At 63.8% G+C, this 16069-nt stretch carries 10 protein-coding genes and 4 pseudogenes; 7 read left to right on the top strand and 7 right to left on the bottom strand.

Annotation, left to right across the window (positions count from 1 at the left end; genetic code table 11):
- The first annotated feature begins 49 nt into the window (after positions 1-49).
- Positions 50-1762: a GAF domain-containing sensor histidine kinase gene (locus MHEC_RS15275; protein WP_048892969.1), complete on the top strand. Its 1713-nt coding sequence runs from the start codon at positions 50-52 to the stop codon at positions 1760-1762.
- Here the strand turns inward: MHEC_RS15275 and MHEC_RS15270 are convergent.
- Positions 1759-2673 (bottom strand): universal stress protein, encoded by a 915-nt coding sequence (locus MHEC_RS15270; protein WP_048892982.1) that lies wholly within the window; start codon positions 2671-2673, stop codon positions 1759-1761. The genes MHEC_RS15275 and MHEC_RS15270 overlap by 4 nt on opposite strands.
- A gap of 49 nt (positions 2674-2722) precedes the next feature.
- Here MHEC_RS15270 and MHEC_RS15265 point away from each other — a divergent pair, with 49 nt between their 5' ends.
- Positions 2723-2971: a hypothetical protein gene (locus MHEC_RS15265; RefSeq protein ID WP_071700389.1), complete on the top strand. Its 249-nt coding sequence runs from the start codon at positions 2723-2725 to the stop codon at positions 2969-2971.
- 209 nt (positions 2972-3180) lie between these two features.
- Here MHEC_RS15265 and MHEC_RS15260 read toward each other — a convergent pair whose 3' ends face one another.
- Positions 3181-3999 (bottom strand): universal stress protein, encoded by an 819-nt coding sequence (locus MHEC_RS15260; RefSeq protein ID WP_048892971.1) that lies wholly within the window; start codon positions 3997-3999, stop codon positions 3181-3183.
- Between the two features lie 209 nt (positions 4000-4208).
- Here MHEC_RS15260 and MHEC_RS15255 point away from each other — a divergent pair.
- From MHEC_RS15255 to MHEC_RS15240, 4 genes and pseudogenes are all read left to right on the top strand, one after another.
- Positions 4209-4969: pseudogene (locus tag MHEC_RS15255) on the top strand (cbb3-type cytochrome c oxidase subunit I); the annotation flags it as partial.
- A gap of 3 nt (positions 4970-4972) precedes the next feature.
- Positions 4973-5596, top strand: a complete 624-nt coding sequence (locus tag MHEC_RS15250) for a hypothetical protein (RefSeq protein ID WP_048892974.1) — start codon at positions 4973-4975, stop codon at positions 5594-5596.
- Positions 5593-6390, top strand: a pseudogene (locus tag MHEC_RS15245) (slipin family protein). Before MHEC_RS15250 ends, MHEC_RS15245 begins: the two are co-directional and overlap by 4 nt.
- Before the next feature lie 162 nt (positions 6391-6552).
- Positions 6553-7533 carry an Acg family FMN-binding oxidoreductase gene (locus tag MHEC_RS15240; protein ID WP_048892975.1) on the top strand — a complete coding sequence of 327 codons (981 nt, stop codon included), beginning with the start codon at positions 6553-6555 and terminating at the stop codon, positions 7531-7533.
- Between the two features lie 30 nt (positions 7534-7563).
- Here MHEC_RS15240 and MHEC_RS15235 read toward each other — a convergent pair whose 3' ends face one another.
- Positions 7564-8970, bottom strand: coding sequence for a WS/DGAT/MGAT family O-acyltransferase (locus tag MHEC_RS15235; protein WP_048892976.1), 1407 nt, complete (start codon positions 8968-8970; stop codon positions 7564-7566).
- Positions 8971-9322: 352 nt separating this feature from the next.
- Between MHEC_RS15235 and MHEC_RS15230 the strand changes: the two genes are divergently transcribed.
- Positions 9323-10324 (top strand): Acg family FMN-binding oxidoreductase, encoded by a 1002-nt coding sequence (locus MHEC_RS15230; protein ID WP_048892977.1) that lies wholly within the window; start codon positions 9323-9325, stop codon positions 10322-10324.
- 32 nt (positions 10325-10356) lie between these two features.
- Here the strand turns inward: MHEC_RS15230 and MHEC_RS15225 are convergent.
- The 4 genes and pseudogenes from MHEC_RS15225 to ctaD all read right to left on the bottom strand — a co-directional run.
- Positions 10357-11423, bottom strand: a pseudogene (locus MHEC_RS15225) (GAF domain-containing sensor histidine kinase); the annotation flags it as partial.
- A 261-nt stretch (positions 11424-11684) separates the two neighbouring features.
- The gene (locus tag MHEC_RS15220) at positions 11685-13379 is read right to left on the bottom strand and encodes a transposase (protein WP_201399509.1); all 1695 of its coding nucleotides are present in this window, start codon (positions 13377-13379) and stop codon (positions 11685-11687) included.
- A gap of 76 nt (positions 13380-13455) precedes the next feature.
- Positions 13456-14130, bottom strand: a pseudogene (locus MHEC_RS15215) (molybdopterin-dependent oxidoreductase); the annotation flags it as partial.
- Positions 14131-14351: 221 nt separating this feature from the next.
- Positions 14352-16061: an aa3-type cytochrome oxidase subunit I gene (ctaD, locus tag MHEC_RS15210; RefSeq protein ID WP_048892235.1), complete on the bottom strand. Its 1710-nt coding sequence runs from the start codon at positions 16059-16061 to the stop codon at positions 14352-14354.
- Between the last annotated feature and the right edge of the window lie 8 nt (positions 16062-16069).

Raw genomic sequence — 16069 nt, 5'->3', positions numbered from 1 at the left:
GAATACAAATAGGTGAGCCGAAACGTCGGCGCAGTGCGATCATGGTCGCGTGGCTAAGGCGGTGACTCCCAGCGATGGTACGCATCCGCTGCGCGACACGCTGTCACAGCTGCGGCTACGGGAGCTGCTGACCGAGGTCCAAGACCGGATCGAGCAGATCGTCGAGAGGCGCGACCGGCTTGACGGTCTGATCGAGGCCATGCTGGTTATCACATCGAACCTCGACTTGGCTACCACGCTGCGCACCATCGTGCGCACCGCCATCGGGCTCGTGAACGCTCGCTACGGGGCGCTGGGAGTGCGCGGGCAGGGACACGACCTGGTCGAGTTCATCTACGAGGGAATCGATGAAGAGACTCGTGAGCTGATCGGGCACTTGCCCGAAGGTCGCGGTGTGCTCGGGCTTTTGATCGACGATCCAAAACCGATCCGCTTGAACGACATCTCCCAGCACCCGGCGTCGGTGGGATTTCCGCCGTATCATCCGCCGATGCGCGCGTTCCTCGGGGTGCCGGTCCGGATTCGTGACGAGGTGTTCGGCAACCTGTATCTGACCGAGAAAACCAACGGGCAACTGTTCACCGAGGACGACGAGGTGCTCGTTGAAGCCCTGGCGGCCGCTGCCGGGATCGCGATCGACAATGCCCGCCTCTATGAGCAATCCCGGGCTCGCCAATCCTGGATCGAGGCGACCCGCGATATCGCAACCAGGCTGCTCTCCGGCGCCGACCCGGCGACCGTGTTCCGGCTTATCGCCCACGAAGCCCTGAAACTGACTGACGCCCGAGCGACTTTGGTCGCGGTGCCGGCTGATGACGACGGGTCGTCGGACAATGTCAGTGAACTGCTGGTGGCCGAGACGGCGGGCGAGCTGGCGGCGTTGACTCAGGCACCGACGATACCGGTCAGCGGAACACCCGTTGGACAGGCTTTTCGGGACCGCACGCCGCGGCGGTTCGACAACCTCGAGATCGGTGTCGCGGAGATTCGTCCTAGTCCCGCGCTGGTGTTGCCTCTTCGCGCCACCGACAGGGTCGCCGGTGTGCTGGTTGTGCTCCGACGCGGTGGCGCAACGCCATTCAGTCATGATGAAGAAGAGATGATGGCTGCGTTCGCCGACCAAGCAGCGCTCGCCTGGCAGCTGGCCACCTCGCAACGCTTGGCGCGCGAACTCGATGTCCTGGCCGACCGCGACCGCATCGCTCGAGACCTGCATGACCACGTCATCCAACGCCTGTTCGCCGTCGGGCTTGCCCTGCAGGGAACCATCCCGCGGGCCCGGTCACCCGAAGTACAACAACGGCTGTCGGAGTATGTCGACGACCTGCAAGCGGTCATCCAGGAAATCCGGACGGCGATATTCGATCTGCATGGGCCGGCATCCGGCATGACCCGGCTGCGTCAGCGGCTCGACGAGGCGATCGCCCAATTCTCAGGCGGAACGCTACATATCACGACACAGTTCATCGGACCACTCTCGGTGGTCGATGCCACCCTGGCCGATCACGCCGAAGCGGTTGTACGCGAGGCGGTCAGCAACGCCGTGCGACACGCTCATGCGACCACGCTCACCGTCACTGTCAAGGTCGAAGACGAGCTGCTTATCGAAGTGGTGGACGATGGCCACGGCATCCCCGAACACATCACCGGCAGCGGCCTCACGAACCTGCTTCAGCGCGCCCAGCAGGTGGGCGGCACCTTCACCGTCGATAGCCCTCCGAGCGGCGGCACGGTAGTACGGTGGTCGGCCCCGCTGCCCTAACCGACTTGCGAGGGGGCTTGCGCGTGCGACTCTCGTGCCACGATCACCGGCGTGCGCGACAACTGGGCGACCGTTTCGCTGACCGAACCCACCAGCATCCCGGCGAATCCGCCGCGGCCGCGGCTGCCGACGACGAGCAGCTGGGCTTCCTCGGAGCGGTCCACCAGCTGGCGTGCCGGCTGATCGCGAACGACAACACGGCGCACGTTCACATCCGGATACTGTTCCTGCCAACCTGCCAAGCGCTCGGCCAGCACCTCTTCGGCCATCGATTGTGTTGCCGGCCAATCGATACCGGGCCATTCGGAGACGTCGACGTCGCTCCATGCGTGCAAGGCGACCAGTCCCACGTTGCGGCGCGAGGCCTCGTCGAACGCGATCGCAGTAGCCGACTCCGATGCCGAGGAGCCGTCAACGCCGACCAATACCGGCGCCTGACCCGGGTGGGGCATCAATGGGTCCTCATCGTGGATGACCGCGACCGGACAGTGGGCGTGGCGGATCAACCCGGAACTGACCGAACCTAGAAGCCGGCCGGGCCAGCTCCCACTGCCGCGGCACCCCGTCACCAAGAGCTCCGCGTCTTTGGACAGGTCGACTAGTGTGGGAACGGCCGGCGACGACAAGAGTTCGGTGCGAACCTCGGCAGGACCTCCGGACTCACAAGCTTCTGCAACGAACTTGGCCGCGTCATCGAGTAGCCGGCGCCCGTGGTCTTTCTGCCAGCGCGCCAATCCCGGGGGCAACGGAGTATCCAGCCAGGTAGTCATGTTCGGCGAAACCGCATGCACGAGAGTCAGCGAGATGTTTCGCATTCCGGCATCCCGGGCCGCCCAATACACCGCGACCTTGGCGGCCGGCGAGTCGTCGACACCGACGACAATTCCCAAATGCGCGTTGCCCGATCGCATCTCTTCTCCTCTGTAACGTTGGAGTGTTCCCACCGGACTGTCGCGCATAGTGACGGTTTCAATCTTGACCGGTGGCGCCATGGCCGCCTCTGAAGCCGAGGCGCTGCGCAACGCGGGTTCCCCGTGTTCGAGTTCCAGGCGCTCGTTGTCCGCCGACGCGGATCTGGCCCGGTTCGACGTGGTCTGGCATCACGAGGATCAGGCTCAACGGGACCACCCCTTCCGCGGCGCGATCGCTGCTGACGAGCCGTCGATCCCGACGACTACTGACCTGCGGGGGTGCGTGGCGTTCACCTGACCTAACCTAACTTACCCGTCACCGGATTGTTCGTGATCGCTGCAGCCGGATGGCGAATACCGCGGCTCCTCCTCGCAGTTTCGTCATCAGCGCCGCTGCGGCCGGATTGCCGGGAACTGTTTTCAGCAAGTCGCGAAGACCACGGCATACCGCCTGATGATCCTCGACTAGGAAGACGCTGATCATGGCACCGCTTCCCAGAGAAGTTCCTATAGGTGGTCGTGGTGCACGGTAAGCACGGAGCATCCAGCGTTGTCCGCCCTGCCCAATTCACAGACGCGGCTATGGGAGCCGGAAACGAAAAGCTGGATCGACTCCGCGTTTTCGGCCAGATATCGGCAAATACTCCCACGGACCGCGACCGGCTCGACGTCCACGTCGGGGTACCGCCGCCGCCATGCTGCGACGCGGCGAGTCAGATGGGCTTGCACCAAACGGCTTTCGTCGCCGACATCATCGGGAGCCTCCGCCCGCCACGAGGCGATGACACGCAGCGGCGCTGCACGCAGCCTTGCCTCATCGAAGGCGCGTCGCAACACCCCGCCATTGTCGGCTTCCGCAACGATGCTGCCGGGTTCGGAATTTGCCGACCGTTGCGCCGGCTGACGGATCACCGCCACCGGACACTGGGACAACTCAGGCAAACCCGCTGCGACCGAACCCACACCACGGTATGCATGTTTGACCCCGATTGACCCTACACAGACCATCTCCGCCGACCGCGATTGCTTGATCAGTTCTCGAAGCGGCTTTCCCACCACGACCTCGGTTTCGACCTTCACCGACTTTCCAGTCGCCTCGACGGACCGCTGGGCCTCATACAACGCCGCGCGGGCGGAAGCGAATTCAATGCGCTCCGCGTCTGCGCCGCACAGGTCCGCCGGATCGATGACGGATACCAGACGCAACGGCATATCCCGGCTGATAGCCTCGTCGACCGCCCATATGGCCGCATTCTTCGCCGCGTTCGACCCGTCGATGCCTACCACCACCGACGGTGCTACCACGACTGAAGGAAGGTCATTCATCGCGGGCTCCCGGATCTCGGTTTTAGCTCTGTTGAGACTTACGTTAAGCACGGGAGGCGGTATCCTCCAGGGCCATCGGTCACCGAAGCCAAGGCCATTGGTCCGCAGTGCCGATGCGGCGCCCGGCAGTGCACCTGCCGAATCCGGCGTGTCGCCCGGTCGGGGCGAGTTAAATACCGGGCAAGCAGCCCACTTGTCGGCGAAGGGGGGACATCATCTTGTACTCGGCCGGCGGGGTGATCGGCACGATGCATCACCTGTACTTCTCCGGAACCCCGGTGGAGCACATGGCGCTGGGCGCGTTCTTCTCGGCGGCCGAGGTCATTCCGCTGACCTTCCTGACCGTCGAGGCGTGGGCGTTTTTGCAACTAGGGTCGCGTCAGCAGGCCGGTGACGCCAGGCCGTTCCCGCACCGCTGACGGTGATGTTCCTGGTCGCGGTCGGGTTCTGGAACTTCCTGGGCGCGGGCATCTTCGGGTTCCTGATCTACCTGCCGGTGGTGTCCTACTACCAGATCGGCACCGCGCTGACTGCCAACCACGGGCATGCGGCCATGATGGGGGTTTACGGCATGCTGGCCGTCGGGTTGGCGATGTTCGCGTTTCGCTACGTGATCCCGGCCGATAAGTGGCCGGAGAAGTGGGCTCGGGTGTCGTTCTGGTCGTTGAATATCGGTTTGGCGTGGATGGTTTTCGCCACGTTGCTGCCGCTGGGGGTACTGCAGCTCTACCACTCGGTCAGCGACGGCTACTTCGACGCGCGTTCGCTGGGTTACATCACCCGGCCCGGCAACGCGTTGCTGGAGTGGATGCGGCTGCCCGGCGATGTGATCTTCATTGTCGGCGGTGTGCTGCCATTCATGTGGATCGCGTGGACAGCCCTGCGCAACTTCCGCTCGGGATCGACCGTCCAGGAGTTGCCCGAGCATCCGCTTTACACCGAGACCGAGTCGGCGGCGGCGAAGGAGTGATGTATGGCCGCACCCGACGTGTCGGTGTGGTTGGTCAGCGGGTATGCGCTGGTCCTGGTCGCGTTGGGGTGGGGCTTCGACGAGATGGCGCGCCGCATATCGCGGCGCGCCGCGCGGTGGCGCACCGGCGGTTTTAGCTACCGCCCGGACCACGACGCCTGGGTGTGCCCACAGCACCACTGGCTGTGGCCCACGTCGTTTGATCCTCGGCACCGGGTGCAGCGCTATCGGGCGTCGCCCGTCGTGTGTAACAGCTGCCCGGTCAAGTCCAGCTGCACCACGTCGGATCACGGTAGGGAGATCAGCCGCGAGATCGATCCGTGGCCGTATTCCGACGCGGGCCGCTTCCACCGCGGTATCGCCTGTTCGGTCGCCGGGCTGGGGGTGGTGATGCCAGTGGCGATGCTGATCGGCCGGCACACCCCCACCGATGTGCTGCTGTTGCTCGTGACCGTCCTGCTGGTGCTGATCGCGGGACTGCCGCTGGCCCGCCACCTGTGGAACACTCCGTCGAACGCCCCGGAGCACCTGCCGCAGCGATCGGCCATCGAAGATCAGGTGGCCGCCGCGATCGATCGGTACTCCACCAGGTGGGGTGGCTGGGCGCAGAAGGAGGATTCCCGATGAGCGCGATGGTGATCGCCGTCGTTGCCGCTGCGGTTGTGGTGCTGACGGCGCTGGCGCTGGTGTCGCTGGTTGTGCTGCGCGAATACGAACGCGGGGTGGTGTTCCGGATGGGTCACATCCGGCCGTTGTACCTCCCCGGTCTGCGGATTCTGTTGCCGTTGGTGGACAAGATGATTCGTGTGGACCAGCGAGTAGTGACGTTGACCATCCCGCCACAGGAGGTGATCACCCGCGACAACGTGCCGGCCCGGGTGAACGCCGTGGTGATGTTTCAGGTGGTGGATCCGCTGAAAGCGATCCTCGCGGTGGAGAACTAAGCGGTGGCCACCTCGCAGATCGCGCAGACGACGTTGCGGTCCCTGCTCGGCCGGGCCGACCTGGATACCCTGCTGGCGCACCGGGAGGACCTCAACACCGACCTGCGGGCCGTCATCGAGAAACAGACCGAGCCCTGGGGTGTCCAGGTGCGCGTCGTCGAGATCAAGGACGTCGAGATCCCCGAGTCGACGCAGCGGGCGATGGCCCGCGAGGCCGAGGCCGAGCGGGAACGCCGGGCCAAGGTCATCAACGCTCGCGGGGAATTGCAGGCCTCCGAGGAGCTGCGCGAGGCCGCTGAGACGCTGTCGAAGAACCCGGTGTCGCTGCAACTGCGCTACCTGCAAACACTTCTGGAGTTGGGCGCGGACCAGAACTCGACCGTGGTTTTCCCATTGCCGGTCGACATCATCACCCCGTTCCTAAAACGCCCAGAGCTGCTGGAAGCGATCGCCAGTGCGATAGACGACCGCCGCTGAGCCACCTGAGAAAAAGCGCTAGCCGCACACCACACGTAGCCGTCCGTAACTTGGGTCACCGGGCTGTGATGGGTTGGCAGAGCCCAATGGCGTCGGAGCGGGGACCAATTACCCTGCCGCTGCCAGCGGTTTCAGAGGAGGGTTGATGGCAGGTAGGGAAATATGGCTGTCACGACGGTGGGAATCGATGTCATCAAGGACGCGGTGCGGTTGGCGTGTCGTGCACCGTCGCTCTATAACGCCCAGCCCTGGCGGTGGATAGAAGAAGACGGCCAATTGCACCTGTTCCTTGATCGGAGTCGAGTGACGCTTTCCGACCGGTCGGGGCGGGAGGCGTTGATCGGTTGCGGCGCCGTGCTCGATCACCTTCGAGCAGCGATGGCGGCAGCCGGTTGGCAGGCCCAGGTAGGCCGGTTTCCGCATCCTAACGATCCGGATCATCTGGCGTCGATTCGTTTCACCCCGATGAAGTCTGTGACTGATGTCCAGCGCCGCCGCGCTGACGCCATTTTGGTACGCCGCACCGACCGGCTGCCATTCATGGCGCCTACCGACTGGGAATCGCTTGAGCCGGTGCTCCGCGACGCCGTCGACAACGATATGGTGCGTCTCGACGTGATGCCCGAGGACATGCGTTCCTGCCTGGCAGATGCATCCCAGCTCGCCGATTCGCTGCGGCTCTACGATTCCCGGTATCACACCGAACTTGGCTGGTGGACAGCACCATTCGAGGCATCAGAGGGCATCCCGTACAGTTCGCTGGTGTCAGCGGCCGAGGGTGACCGGGTCGACGTTAGGCGGGTGTTCCCGGTCATGCACCACAGTGAGAGGCGCACCGAAGTCCCGGAAGACAAGTCGATGATGCTGCTACTGTCCACCGGCGACGACAGTCCGGCTGCCGCATTGGCAACGGGCGAAGCCCTGTCTGCCGTTTTGCTGGAATGCACAATGGCCGGCTTGGCCACCTGTCCGGTAACTCACATCACCGAGGTCCGTGTCACTCGTGAGATGGTCGAGGCGTGCCTGGGACAGGAAATTATGCCCCAAGTCTTTATACGTGTGGGCGTGGCGCCCGCCATGGAAGAACTGCCGCCCGCCACGCCGCGGCGGCCACTCGACGATGTCTTGTGTGTGCGGGATTGACGGCTGCTCCGTGGTCGTCATCCACCGGTATTACGCAGTCGTGACGAGATGCAGTCCTCGGTGATCGCGCGCGGTCTTATGCCTCTTACAAACCGCCACCAGCCGTGCCACCGCGATTTCGATCCCGCGGGCGATCTCATCGACGTCGGGCACACTGTCGAAGTCAGCCAGGATGCCGAAGAACAGGTCGTTGGCATAACTGAGCATCGCGACACCAGTTCGCAGCTGCATCGCGATCGGCGGGATTGGCAGCACGCGGATCACCTTGCGGCCCATAATCTGTAGCGGTTCGCGTGGGCCCGGCACATTCGTGGCGAGGGTCACCACACCGCGCTGCGGCAGTCGGGTCGCCAGCCGTAGGGCCCAAGCTGTCAGGGCGAACGGAATGCGGTTGGCAAGTGAGACGAACGCATGCCCGGCCTGACGTTGTCCGGTGGCCTTGGTCCTAGACAGCCGGGAATGGACCAGTCGCAACCGCCGAACCGCGTTCTCCTCCTCGACCGGCAGGTAAGGAAGCATCACAGAGACTTGGTTTCCGGTGTTCTCGGCCGCATCGCCAGATCGCATCGACACCGGTACCAGTGTGCGCAGCGACTCGGGTAGCGGCTGTTCGCCTCGGCGGATCAAGACCGCGCGGTAACTCTCGGCGAGTGCGGCCAGTGCGACATCGTTGATGGTGACGTCGAATGTCTGGCACACCTTTCGGATGTCGTCGAGTGAGACTCGCGCCGCGCTGTAACGGCGCAGGCTCGTGATCGGTCCGTTCAGCGATGAGGACGTTGGGCGCAGCAGGCCAACCGCAAGTTCAGCGGCGCCGCGGGCCGCACGCGCAGTAGTTGTCGTTACCATGGCTGCGGTGCCCCAGAGTTGGCTCGCCCAATTGACCGGGTTGGCGCCGAATCCAGGTGCTTTGATGGCGTTTCGGGGGTTTGCGTCGGCGCGTATACGGCTGACGAAACTGTTGTGGATGCCGCCGTCGGACAGGCCGGCGAGCATATGCGCCGTAGCTATTCCATCGGCGATGCAGTGGTGGACCTTAATCAGCATCGCCCACCTGCCATTATCGAGGCCTTCGATCACCCAGATTTCCCATAGCGGGCGGCTCCGGTCCAGCCGCCGTGACATCACATCGGCGACTAGTTGATACAGGTCTGCGTCGTGGCCGGGACGTGGCAGCGCAACGCGCCGCACGTGGTGGGCGAGGTTGAAATCGATGGCATCCACCCATTCGGGCGGACCCAGGTCGAACGGACGTCGCCGCAGCCGCTGTGCGAACCGGGGACAGGTACTGATCCGCTGCTCCAGCGTTGCTGTCAGAACTTCGTGGTCAGGCATCGGCCCCTCGAGAACCGCTAAACCTCCGATGGCCAGGCTGATGCGTTGGTCGGAGTCTTCGGCTCCCAGAAAGCCGGCGTCAAATGTCGTTAAGTGCTCCACCGCCGGTACCTCACAGCTATCTGAAACTAACAGTTACAGTATCCGCCCGGCGGAGCTGAGACGTTAGGGGTCAAAGGTCCCGAACTTGTAAGATCCTGGGTGGTCTCTAATCCCGATACCCCCATATCTCCTTACGCCGCTTGGCGATTGGGTGCCGGATGGGTCGCGTGTCCGGTGGCACACCTCCGAGCGCAACCACTAGCTGAGGTTCCCTCTTGGATACGCCGCGGCGGCAACTAATTGTGGCCCAAAGTCCCTGACAGTTCAGGGCTTCATGCTCTAGTCGGGGTGACTAGGGCGCGGGACGGTGGAGGAGTCAGCAGGTGTGCTATGGAGGAAGGCAGCGGAGCCGATGAAGGCTTACTTCCCAGATGCGAAGGTAATTCGCACGGTTCTCGCGTTGGCCAGCCGGGCACCATCCATTTACAACTCGCAACCATGGCGCTGGCGGGTAGGCGACGATGCACTGCATTTGTACGTCGAGCCGAGCCTGCAGCTACCCTACACCGATCCAAGCGGCCGGGATCTGATCCTGAGTTGCGGTGCGGCGCTGAACCACTGTGTGATCGCGCTGGCAGCGATGGGCTGGCGGGCCAGAGTGCATCGTCTGCCCAACCCCGCCAACACCAACCATTTGGCAACCATCGCGGTAGACCCCGCTAATGCCGATCAGGCCGACGTCATGCTGGCTGCGGCGATCCCGCAGCGGCGAACCGACCGGCGACACTATAGTTCCTGGCCGGTCGCGGCGGGTGATATCGCTCAAATGACCGCCCGGGCCGCCCGCATGGGGATCCTGCTGCGTCGGGTCGACGCCGTAGACACGCTGAATCAGATTGTGGCGCGTGCCGTTCGGAGCCATGCAATGAATTACGAGTACCTCGCCGAGATCACCAGGTGGAGTGGGCGATACGGCTCGGTGGCCGGCATTCCCGCCCGCAATATCCCGGAGCACGACTGCGCTGCGCCGATACCTGGCCGCATCTTCGCCGGTCCGGCCCTGGCGCAGCCGCTGGGCGCCTCACCAGCTGAGGACAGCGCCGTGATTCTGGTGCTCGGCACCGAGACCGATGACCGGCTGGCCTGGCTGCGCGCCGGCGAAGCCACCAGCGCGGTGCTGCTTACCGCGACGGCGATGGGACTGGCCAGTTGCCCGGTCACCGAGCCACTGGAGATTGCCGAGACGCGCGAAGCGGTCCGCTCCGACGTGTTCGGCACCAGCGGTTATCCCCAGATGCTGCTTCGGGTGGGCTGGGCGCTGGTCAACGCCGATCCGTTGCCACCGACACCGCGCCGCCAGCTCTCCGACGTTGTTGAGTGGTCGATCGAGAGTGAGGCAAAAATCTTTGCATGAGCAAAGTTTGGTATCGGGTGTAGCGTTACCCGTTACTCTGGCGCACTGTCAGCTGGTGCTACCAGTGGCACCGACCATCGCAGCAGGGTACCGCCGCCCGGTGGGCTTCGAGCGTGAAAGCACCGCTGGCCTGCTCCGCTCGCCGACGCAAGTTTGTCAGGCCACTAGCGGTAATGTTCTCGGGCATCCCGCAGCCGTTGTCGATCACCTCGATACACAGCTCGTCTTCCACCTTCACCCGCACGGTCAAGGTGGTGGCGTGCGCATGTCGAACGGCATTGCTGACCGCTTCCCGCACAACGGCTTCGGCGTGATCGGCCAGTATGCCGTCGACCACCGACAGCGGGCCGATGTATTGCACGGTGGTGTATAACCCGGAGTCGGCGAACTGGCTGACCGCGTCGGTGAGCCGTTGCCGCAGCGGGGTGATTCCAGGCGATTCGCCGTGTAAGTCGAAGATGGCGGTCCGGATTTCTGAGATGACCGCCTGCAGATCATCCACCGCCTGGGAGAGTCGTTGTCGCACGTCGAGATAGCGGGCCCGCGGGATGGTGCCCTGCAGGCCTAGACCAACAGCGAATAGCCGCTGGATGACGTGGTCGTGAAGGTCCCGAGCAATCCGGTCCCGTTCGGTCAGCACGTCGAGCTCGCGCATCCGGCGCTGTGTGGTGGCCAACTGCCAGGCCAGCGTGGCCTGATCGGCGAAGGCGGCCATTATGTCGAGTTGTTCGTCGCTGAATGGGCGCGACCCGTTGTGGCGCGCCACGACAACGACACCCGCGACGGTGTCAGCGGCCCGCAGCGGCAGGATGAGCGCAGGCCCGGCACTGTCGACACCTTCCAGCTCGATCCGGTCGACCCGCCTCGCGGTGCGCGTCGCGAAGGCATCTCCGACCGCTGTGCCTGCCACCGGGATGGTCTGCTCGATGCTGGAAGTCACTGTGTCACCGACTCTTTCGACCAACTCCGCAACATCCGCAGCGGGGGTGTCCTCGTCGACGGGAACAACCACTATGACGGCTGCGGCGCCGGTCAGCTCGAGCGCCTTCTCGGCGATGAGCCGGAATACCGTGGCGGGTTCGGCACCGGATAACAGCTCGGGATGATGTCGGTTGAAACCATCGAATCGTCCGAGACCCCGGAGAGCCTATGGTAAACGGCGCGTGTCGTCACCTCCCGGCCGAGTTCAACCGTTTGGCACATGTGTCTCCAATGCTTTCGGCTGGCCTAGGACGGCGCTGATGTAGTGACCCCCGTGGGGCGGGGATTTGGCGGTATCGAGATTTCGACGGCTGTGATGGCTTTCGCTGGCTGATCTGATCGGGGTAGCCGTGCGGCCGGGTGGCCCGGTGGTCCCGGATCAGGCGATGGCCCAACCCCCGGCGTGTGGGTGCAAGCCCAAGGTGGCCAACCGGGCGAGGTTGATCGCTCCTGCTCGGGCCAGGATGTCGGTCAGGATGCGTTTTTGGCCGCGGCACCGCGCCTTGCGACCACCCCAGGGGCGGCGGGTGAAGTGACTGATCTTGCGTTCCACGACCGGCCGATACGTTCGGTAATCGGCCTGCCAGGCCGGATCGCGTTGGCGGGCCTTGGCGTGCTGCAGGGCGGCTTCATGGGCATGGATGGTGATCACCCGCCCGCGACGGGCTTTGGTGCACTCCGCCTGCAGTGGGCAGGACCCACAGAACGCACCGAAGCGAGCGACCTGCTGACGTCGGCCGGTGCTGATCGCCACGGTGTGCTCGGCCGGGCAGGTCACGGTGCCGGCGGCCAGGTCGATACCGAACCGGTCTTTGGAATAGCCGTTGGCGTTGCGCACCGGGGGCACCTTGGCGCGCATGTCATGACCCCGCCCGGTCTGCTCATCCAGGGTGGCCCCATCGGCGTAAGCCGAATCGCCATACACCTCAAAGACGTTCGGCTCCGACTCGTTGTGCACATGCTCGCCGTGATCGGTGATCGTTTCATCGGCATCGGCATCGGCATCGGCATCGGTGGCGGCATCGGTGCTGCTGTCGGTGTCGGGGGCGGTGGCGGGTGCAGCACTTCTGATGTCGGTGGCGGGGTTGCCCAACAGCTCATCGATGACCTCACGGTCGGCGGCGTTGGCCGCGGTGATGGCCACCCCGGTGATCAGCTCGTCGTCGGGGTCGATACCCAGATGGGACTTGTAGCCATCGAAGGTCCGCGCCCGCGACTTATGCCCATGGCGGGCTTCGGTATCGACGGTGGAGATCATCCGGTCTTTGGCCACTCGCCGGGCAATGCGGAAGATTCCGTCGTCGCCGGCTTCGACGTCTTGGCCGGCCACCAGCGCCAACAACTCGACCGCCTCACTGAGTGCCCCATCGAGCTTGCGGCCATCGAGGGCCTCCAGTGCGGCGTTGGCGTCGCGCACCAGCGCATCGACCAAGGCTTCACGCGCTTTGGGGTCATCCCAGTCACACGGTGGTTTGCCCAGGCTGGCGTAGTCATCGTCGCGGGTCAGCACGGTGCGCACCGCACCGGCCACTTCCGGATCGGCCCGATCAGCCACGGTCAGCAGTTTGCGGATCGCGGCCCGCAGCTGGATCACCGTGTCCTGGGTGGCCACCGCATCCAACAGCGGCGTCGAATCCAGCACCCGGCGTCGTCCCCGCAACAACCCCGCCGCTCGCGCGGTGGTGTTCACGTCCTCGAACAACCGCCGTGGCCGATCCGATGCGCGTAGCCGGTTGCGCATGCCGACCAGCACCGTGGGATGAAAAGCCTCGGCGTCCACCGTCAACCCGGCGGCCGCTTTCCAGCGCAGATCAAAGGCCAACCGGTCACACGCCTCCCGATCCGACAATCCCTCATAGGCCTGCAGCAGCATCACTGTGGCCATCACCCGCGCCGGCACCGTCGGTCGACCCAGCGCCGAGCGCTTGAACAGATCAGCGAAATAGTCATCGTCAAACAGTGCACCGCCGTGCTCGGCCAACAGCCGGTAAATACTGCCCGCCGGCAGCTGATCACCCACCAGCAGCATCACGTCATCGAACCGGCCCTGCCGATCCTCCCGTCCCAAAGCCACACATCAGATCCTCGTCGACCACCTACGCGAAATCCGCTCAGGCACGCCGAAAGTCAGCGACTAAAACAGCACCGCCCTAGATGGTCTGGTGGCGTCCGAAATACTTGTGGTCTTCGCTGTAGCCGCCGTGACCGCTGCCGATTTCAGAATAGTGAGCGAGGAACTCGATCCCTTTGATCCACTTCACCTGTTTGAAGCCATGCTGGAGTTCGTTGCGCAGCCGCAACGGTGCCCCGTGGCCGTAGGTCAAAGGTTCGTCGTTCATGTTGTAGGCCAGCATGGTCAGGTGGTGGCTCATCTGTTTTATGGGGTGCACGTTGTAGTAGATGCCGCCGGTGCCGCCCAGGCCCATCGAGTAGAACGCCACCCATTTGGCTTCCGGCAGCGGTTTGACGATGTCCAGGATCGTCTGCATCGAGACCCCGCCCCATTTGGCTACACCTGACCAGCCCTGGATGCACATATGCTGGGTGATCTGCTCGTGGTAGGGCAGTGCCTTCAACTCGTCAAGTGAGAACTCTGTCGGGTTTTCGACCAGACCGTAGATGCGCAGCCGCCAGTCGCGGAAGCCGTTCTTCTCCAGCTCTTTGTATTCGACGCTGTCCGGTAGGCGGCCGTTGTGCCAGAAGTAGGGCGAAATGTCCTTTTCCGTGAAGGCCCCTGGTGCGGGATTCATCTGTTCGAACAGTCGTTGCAGGGGTCCGATCAGCGCATCGCCCACCCGCTGCACCACCCGGGGGTGCCGGATGGTGACCCCGTCGTTCGGTTGGCTCCTCTGGCTGTTCATACAGGCTCCCTTCGCCTTCAGGCGCACCTTCTTCGACGCTCAACAGATCCCGTCGAATCACCGGCACGGCGCAGTCTGCGGGCAGGCGGCGTGTCTCGCCGACCTCGGCATCCACGGTCACGCTGATGACCCCGTGGACATCGTCTCTTCTGCGCAGGCCGCCACTGCGGTGCAACTATTGTCGGTCACGACGGTGCCGAAATCGGTTGCGCTTCTTTACGGCCGACGTGTGCCTCGGCGCGCAGTCGTTCCACCATGTGCGGGTAGTGCAGCTCGAACGCTGGGCGCTCCGAGCGGATTCGGGGCAGCTCGTAGAAGTTGTGCCGTGGCGGCGGGCAGCTGGTCGCCCACTCCAGCGAGTTGCCGTAGCCCCACGGGTCGTCGACGGTGACCGGTTCGCCATAGCGCCAGCTGCGAAATACGTTCCACACGAACGGAAGCATTGACGCGCCCAGAATGAACGCCCCGATCGTAGAGACGACATTCAGCGGTTGGAAACCGTCGGTAGGCAGATAGTCGGCGTAGCGTCGCGGCATGCCCATATCGCCGAGCCAGTGCTGCACCAAAAACGTGGTGTGAAAACCGACCAGCGTCAACCAGAAGTGCAGCTTGCCGAGCCGCTCATCCAGCAGCCGACCTGTCATCTTCGGAAACCAGAAATAGATTCCGGCGAAGGTGGAAAACACGATGGTGCCAAACAGCACGTAATGGAAGTGTGCGACCACGAAATAGGTGTCGGTGACGTGGAAGTCCAGCGGTGGGCTGGCCAGCAGCACACCAGACAGGCCGCCCAGCAGGAAGGTCACCGCAAAGCCGATCGCGAACAGCATCGGGGTCTCAAACGTCAGCTGACCCTTCCACATGGTGCCGATCCAGTTGAAGAACTTGATCCCGGTGGGCACCGCGATCAGATAGGACATGAAACTGAAGAACGGCAACAATACGGCTCCGGTAGCGAACATGTGATGTGCCCACACCGCAGTTGAGAGTCCGGCGATGGTCATCGTCGCGTAGACCAGGGTGGTGTAGCCGAAGATGGGCTTGCGGGAAAACACCGGGAAGATCTCGCTGACGATGCCGAAGAACGGTAGCGCAACGATGTAGACCTCGGGGTGGCCGAAGAACCAGAACAGGTGCTGCCACAACAAAACTCCGCCATTGGCCGGGTCGTAGATGTGAGCACCCAGGTGGCGGTCGGCGGCCAGCCCGAACAGCGCCGCGGTCAGCAGCGGGAAAACGATCAGCACCATGATGGACGTGATCAGGATGTTCCAGGTGAAGATCGGCATCCGGAACATCGTCATGCCCGGGGCGCGCATGCACACGACGGTGGTGATCATGTTGACCGCGCCCAGGATGGTGCCCAGCCCTGCGACGATCAGACCCGTAATCCACAGGTCGGCGCCAGCACCCGGATTGTGGATGGCGTCAGACAGCGGGGTGTAGGCGGTCCAGCCGAAGTCGGCGGCCCCACCGGGTGTGATAAACCCGGCCATCCCGATGGTGGCGCCGAACACGAACAGCCAGAAGGAAAGGGCGTTCAGCCGCGGAAACGCCACATCAGGCGCGCCGATCTGCAGCGGCAGCACCAGGTTGGCGAACCCGAACACGATCGGGGTCGCGTAAAACAGCAGCATGATCGTGCCGTGCATGGTGAACAGCTGGTTGTACTGCTCGTTGGACAGGAACTGCAAACCCGGCGCAGCTAATTCGGTGCGCATCAACAGGGCCAGCAGGCCGCCGATGAAAAAAAAGACGAAGCAGGCGACGCAGTACATGATGCCGATCATCTTGTGATCAGTAGTGCTGATCAGTCTGTAGACCAGGTTGCCCTTTGGGCCCAGCCGTGCCGGAAACGGCCGACGGGCTTCAAGTTGCGCCGGGGTGACAACCACCTGTTCGC

It is taken from the genome of Mycobacterium heckeshornense (genome assembly GCF_016592155.1).
Taxonomy (GTDB): domain Bacteria; phylum Actinomycetota; class Actinomycetes; order Mycobacteriales; family Mycobacteriaceae; genus Mycobacterium; species Mycobacterium heckeshornense.
The sequence above is the reverse complement of the archived record's forward strand: the minus strand, read 5'-3'. Positions and strand labels throughout refer to the sequence as shown.

Excerpts from the sequence above, each read along its gene's own strand:
- MHEC_RS15270 (WP_048892982.1), bottom strand. The coding sequence starts at position 2,673 with ATGCGATCGGGCAACGCGCATTTGGGAATTGTCGTCGGTGTCGACGAC.
- MHEC_RS15260 (WP_048892971.1), bottom strand. The coding sequence starts at position 3,999 with ATGAATGACCTTCCTTCAGTCGTGGTAGCACCGTCGGTGGTGGTAGGC.
- MHEC_RS15250 (WP_048892974.1), top strand. The coding sequence starts at position 4,973 with ATGGCCGCACCCGACGTGTCGGTGTGGTTGGTCAGCGGGTATGCGCTG.
- MHEC_RS15240 (WP_048892975.1), top strand. The coding sequence starts at position 6,553 with ATGGCTGTCACGACGGTGGGAATCGATGTCATCAAGGACGCGGTGCGG.
- MHEC_RS15230 (WP_048892977.1), top strand. The coding sequence starts at position 9,323 with ATGAAGGCTTACTTCCCAGATGCGAAGGTAATTCGCACGGTTCTCGCG.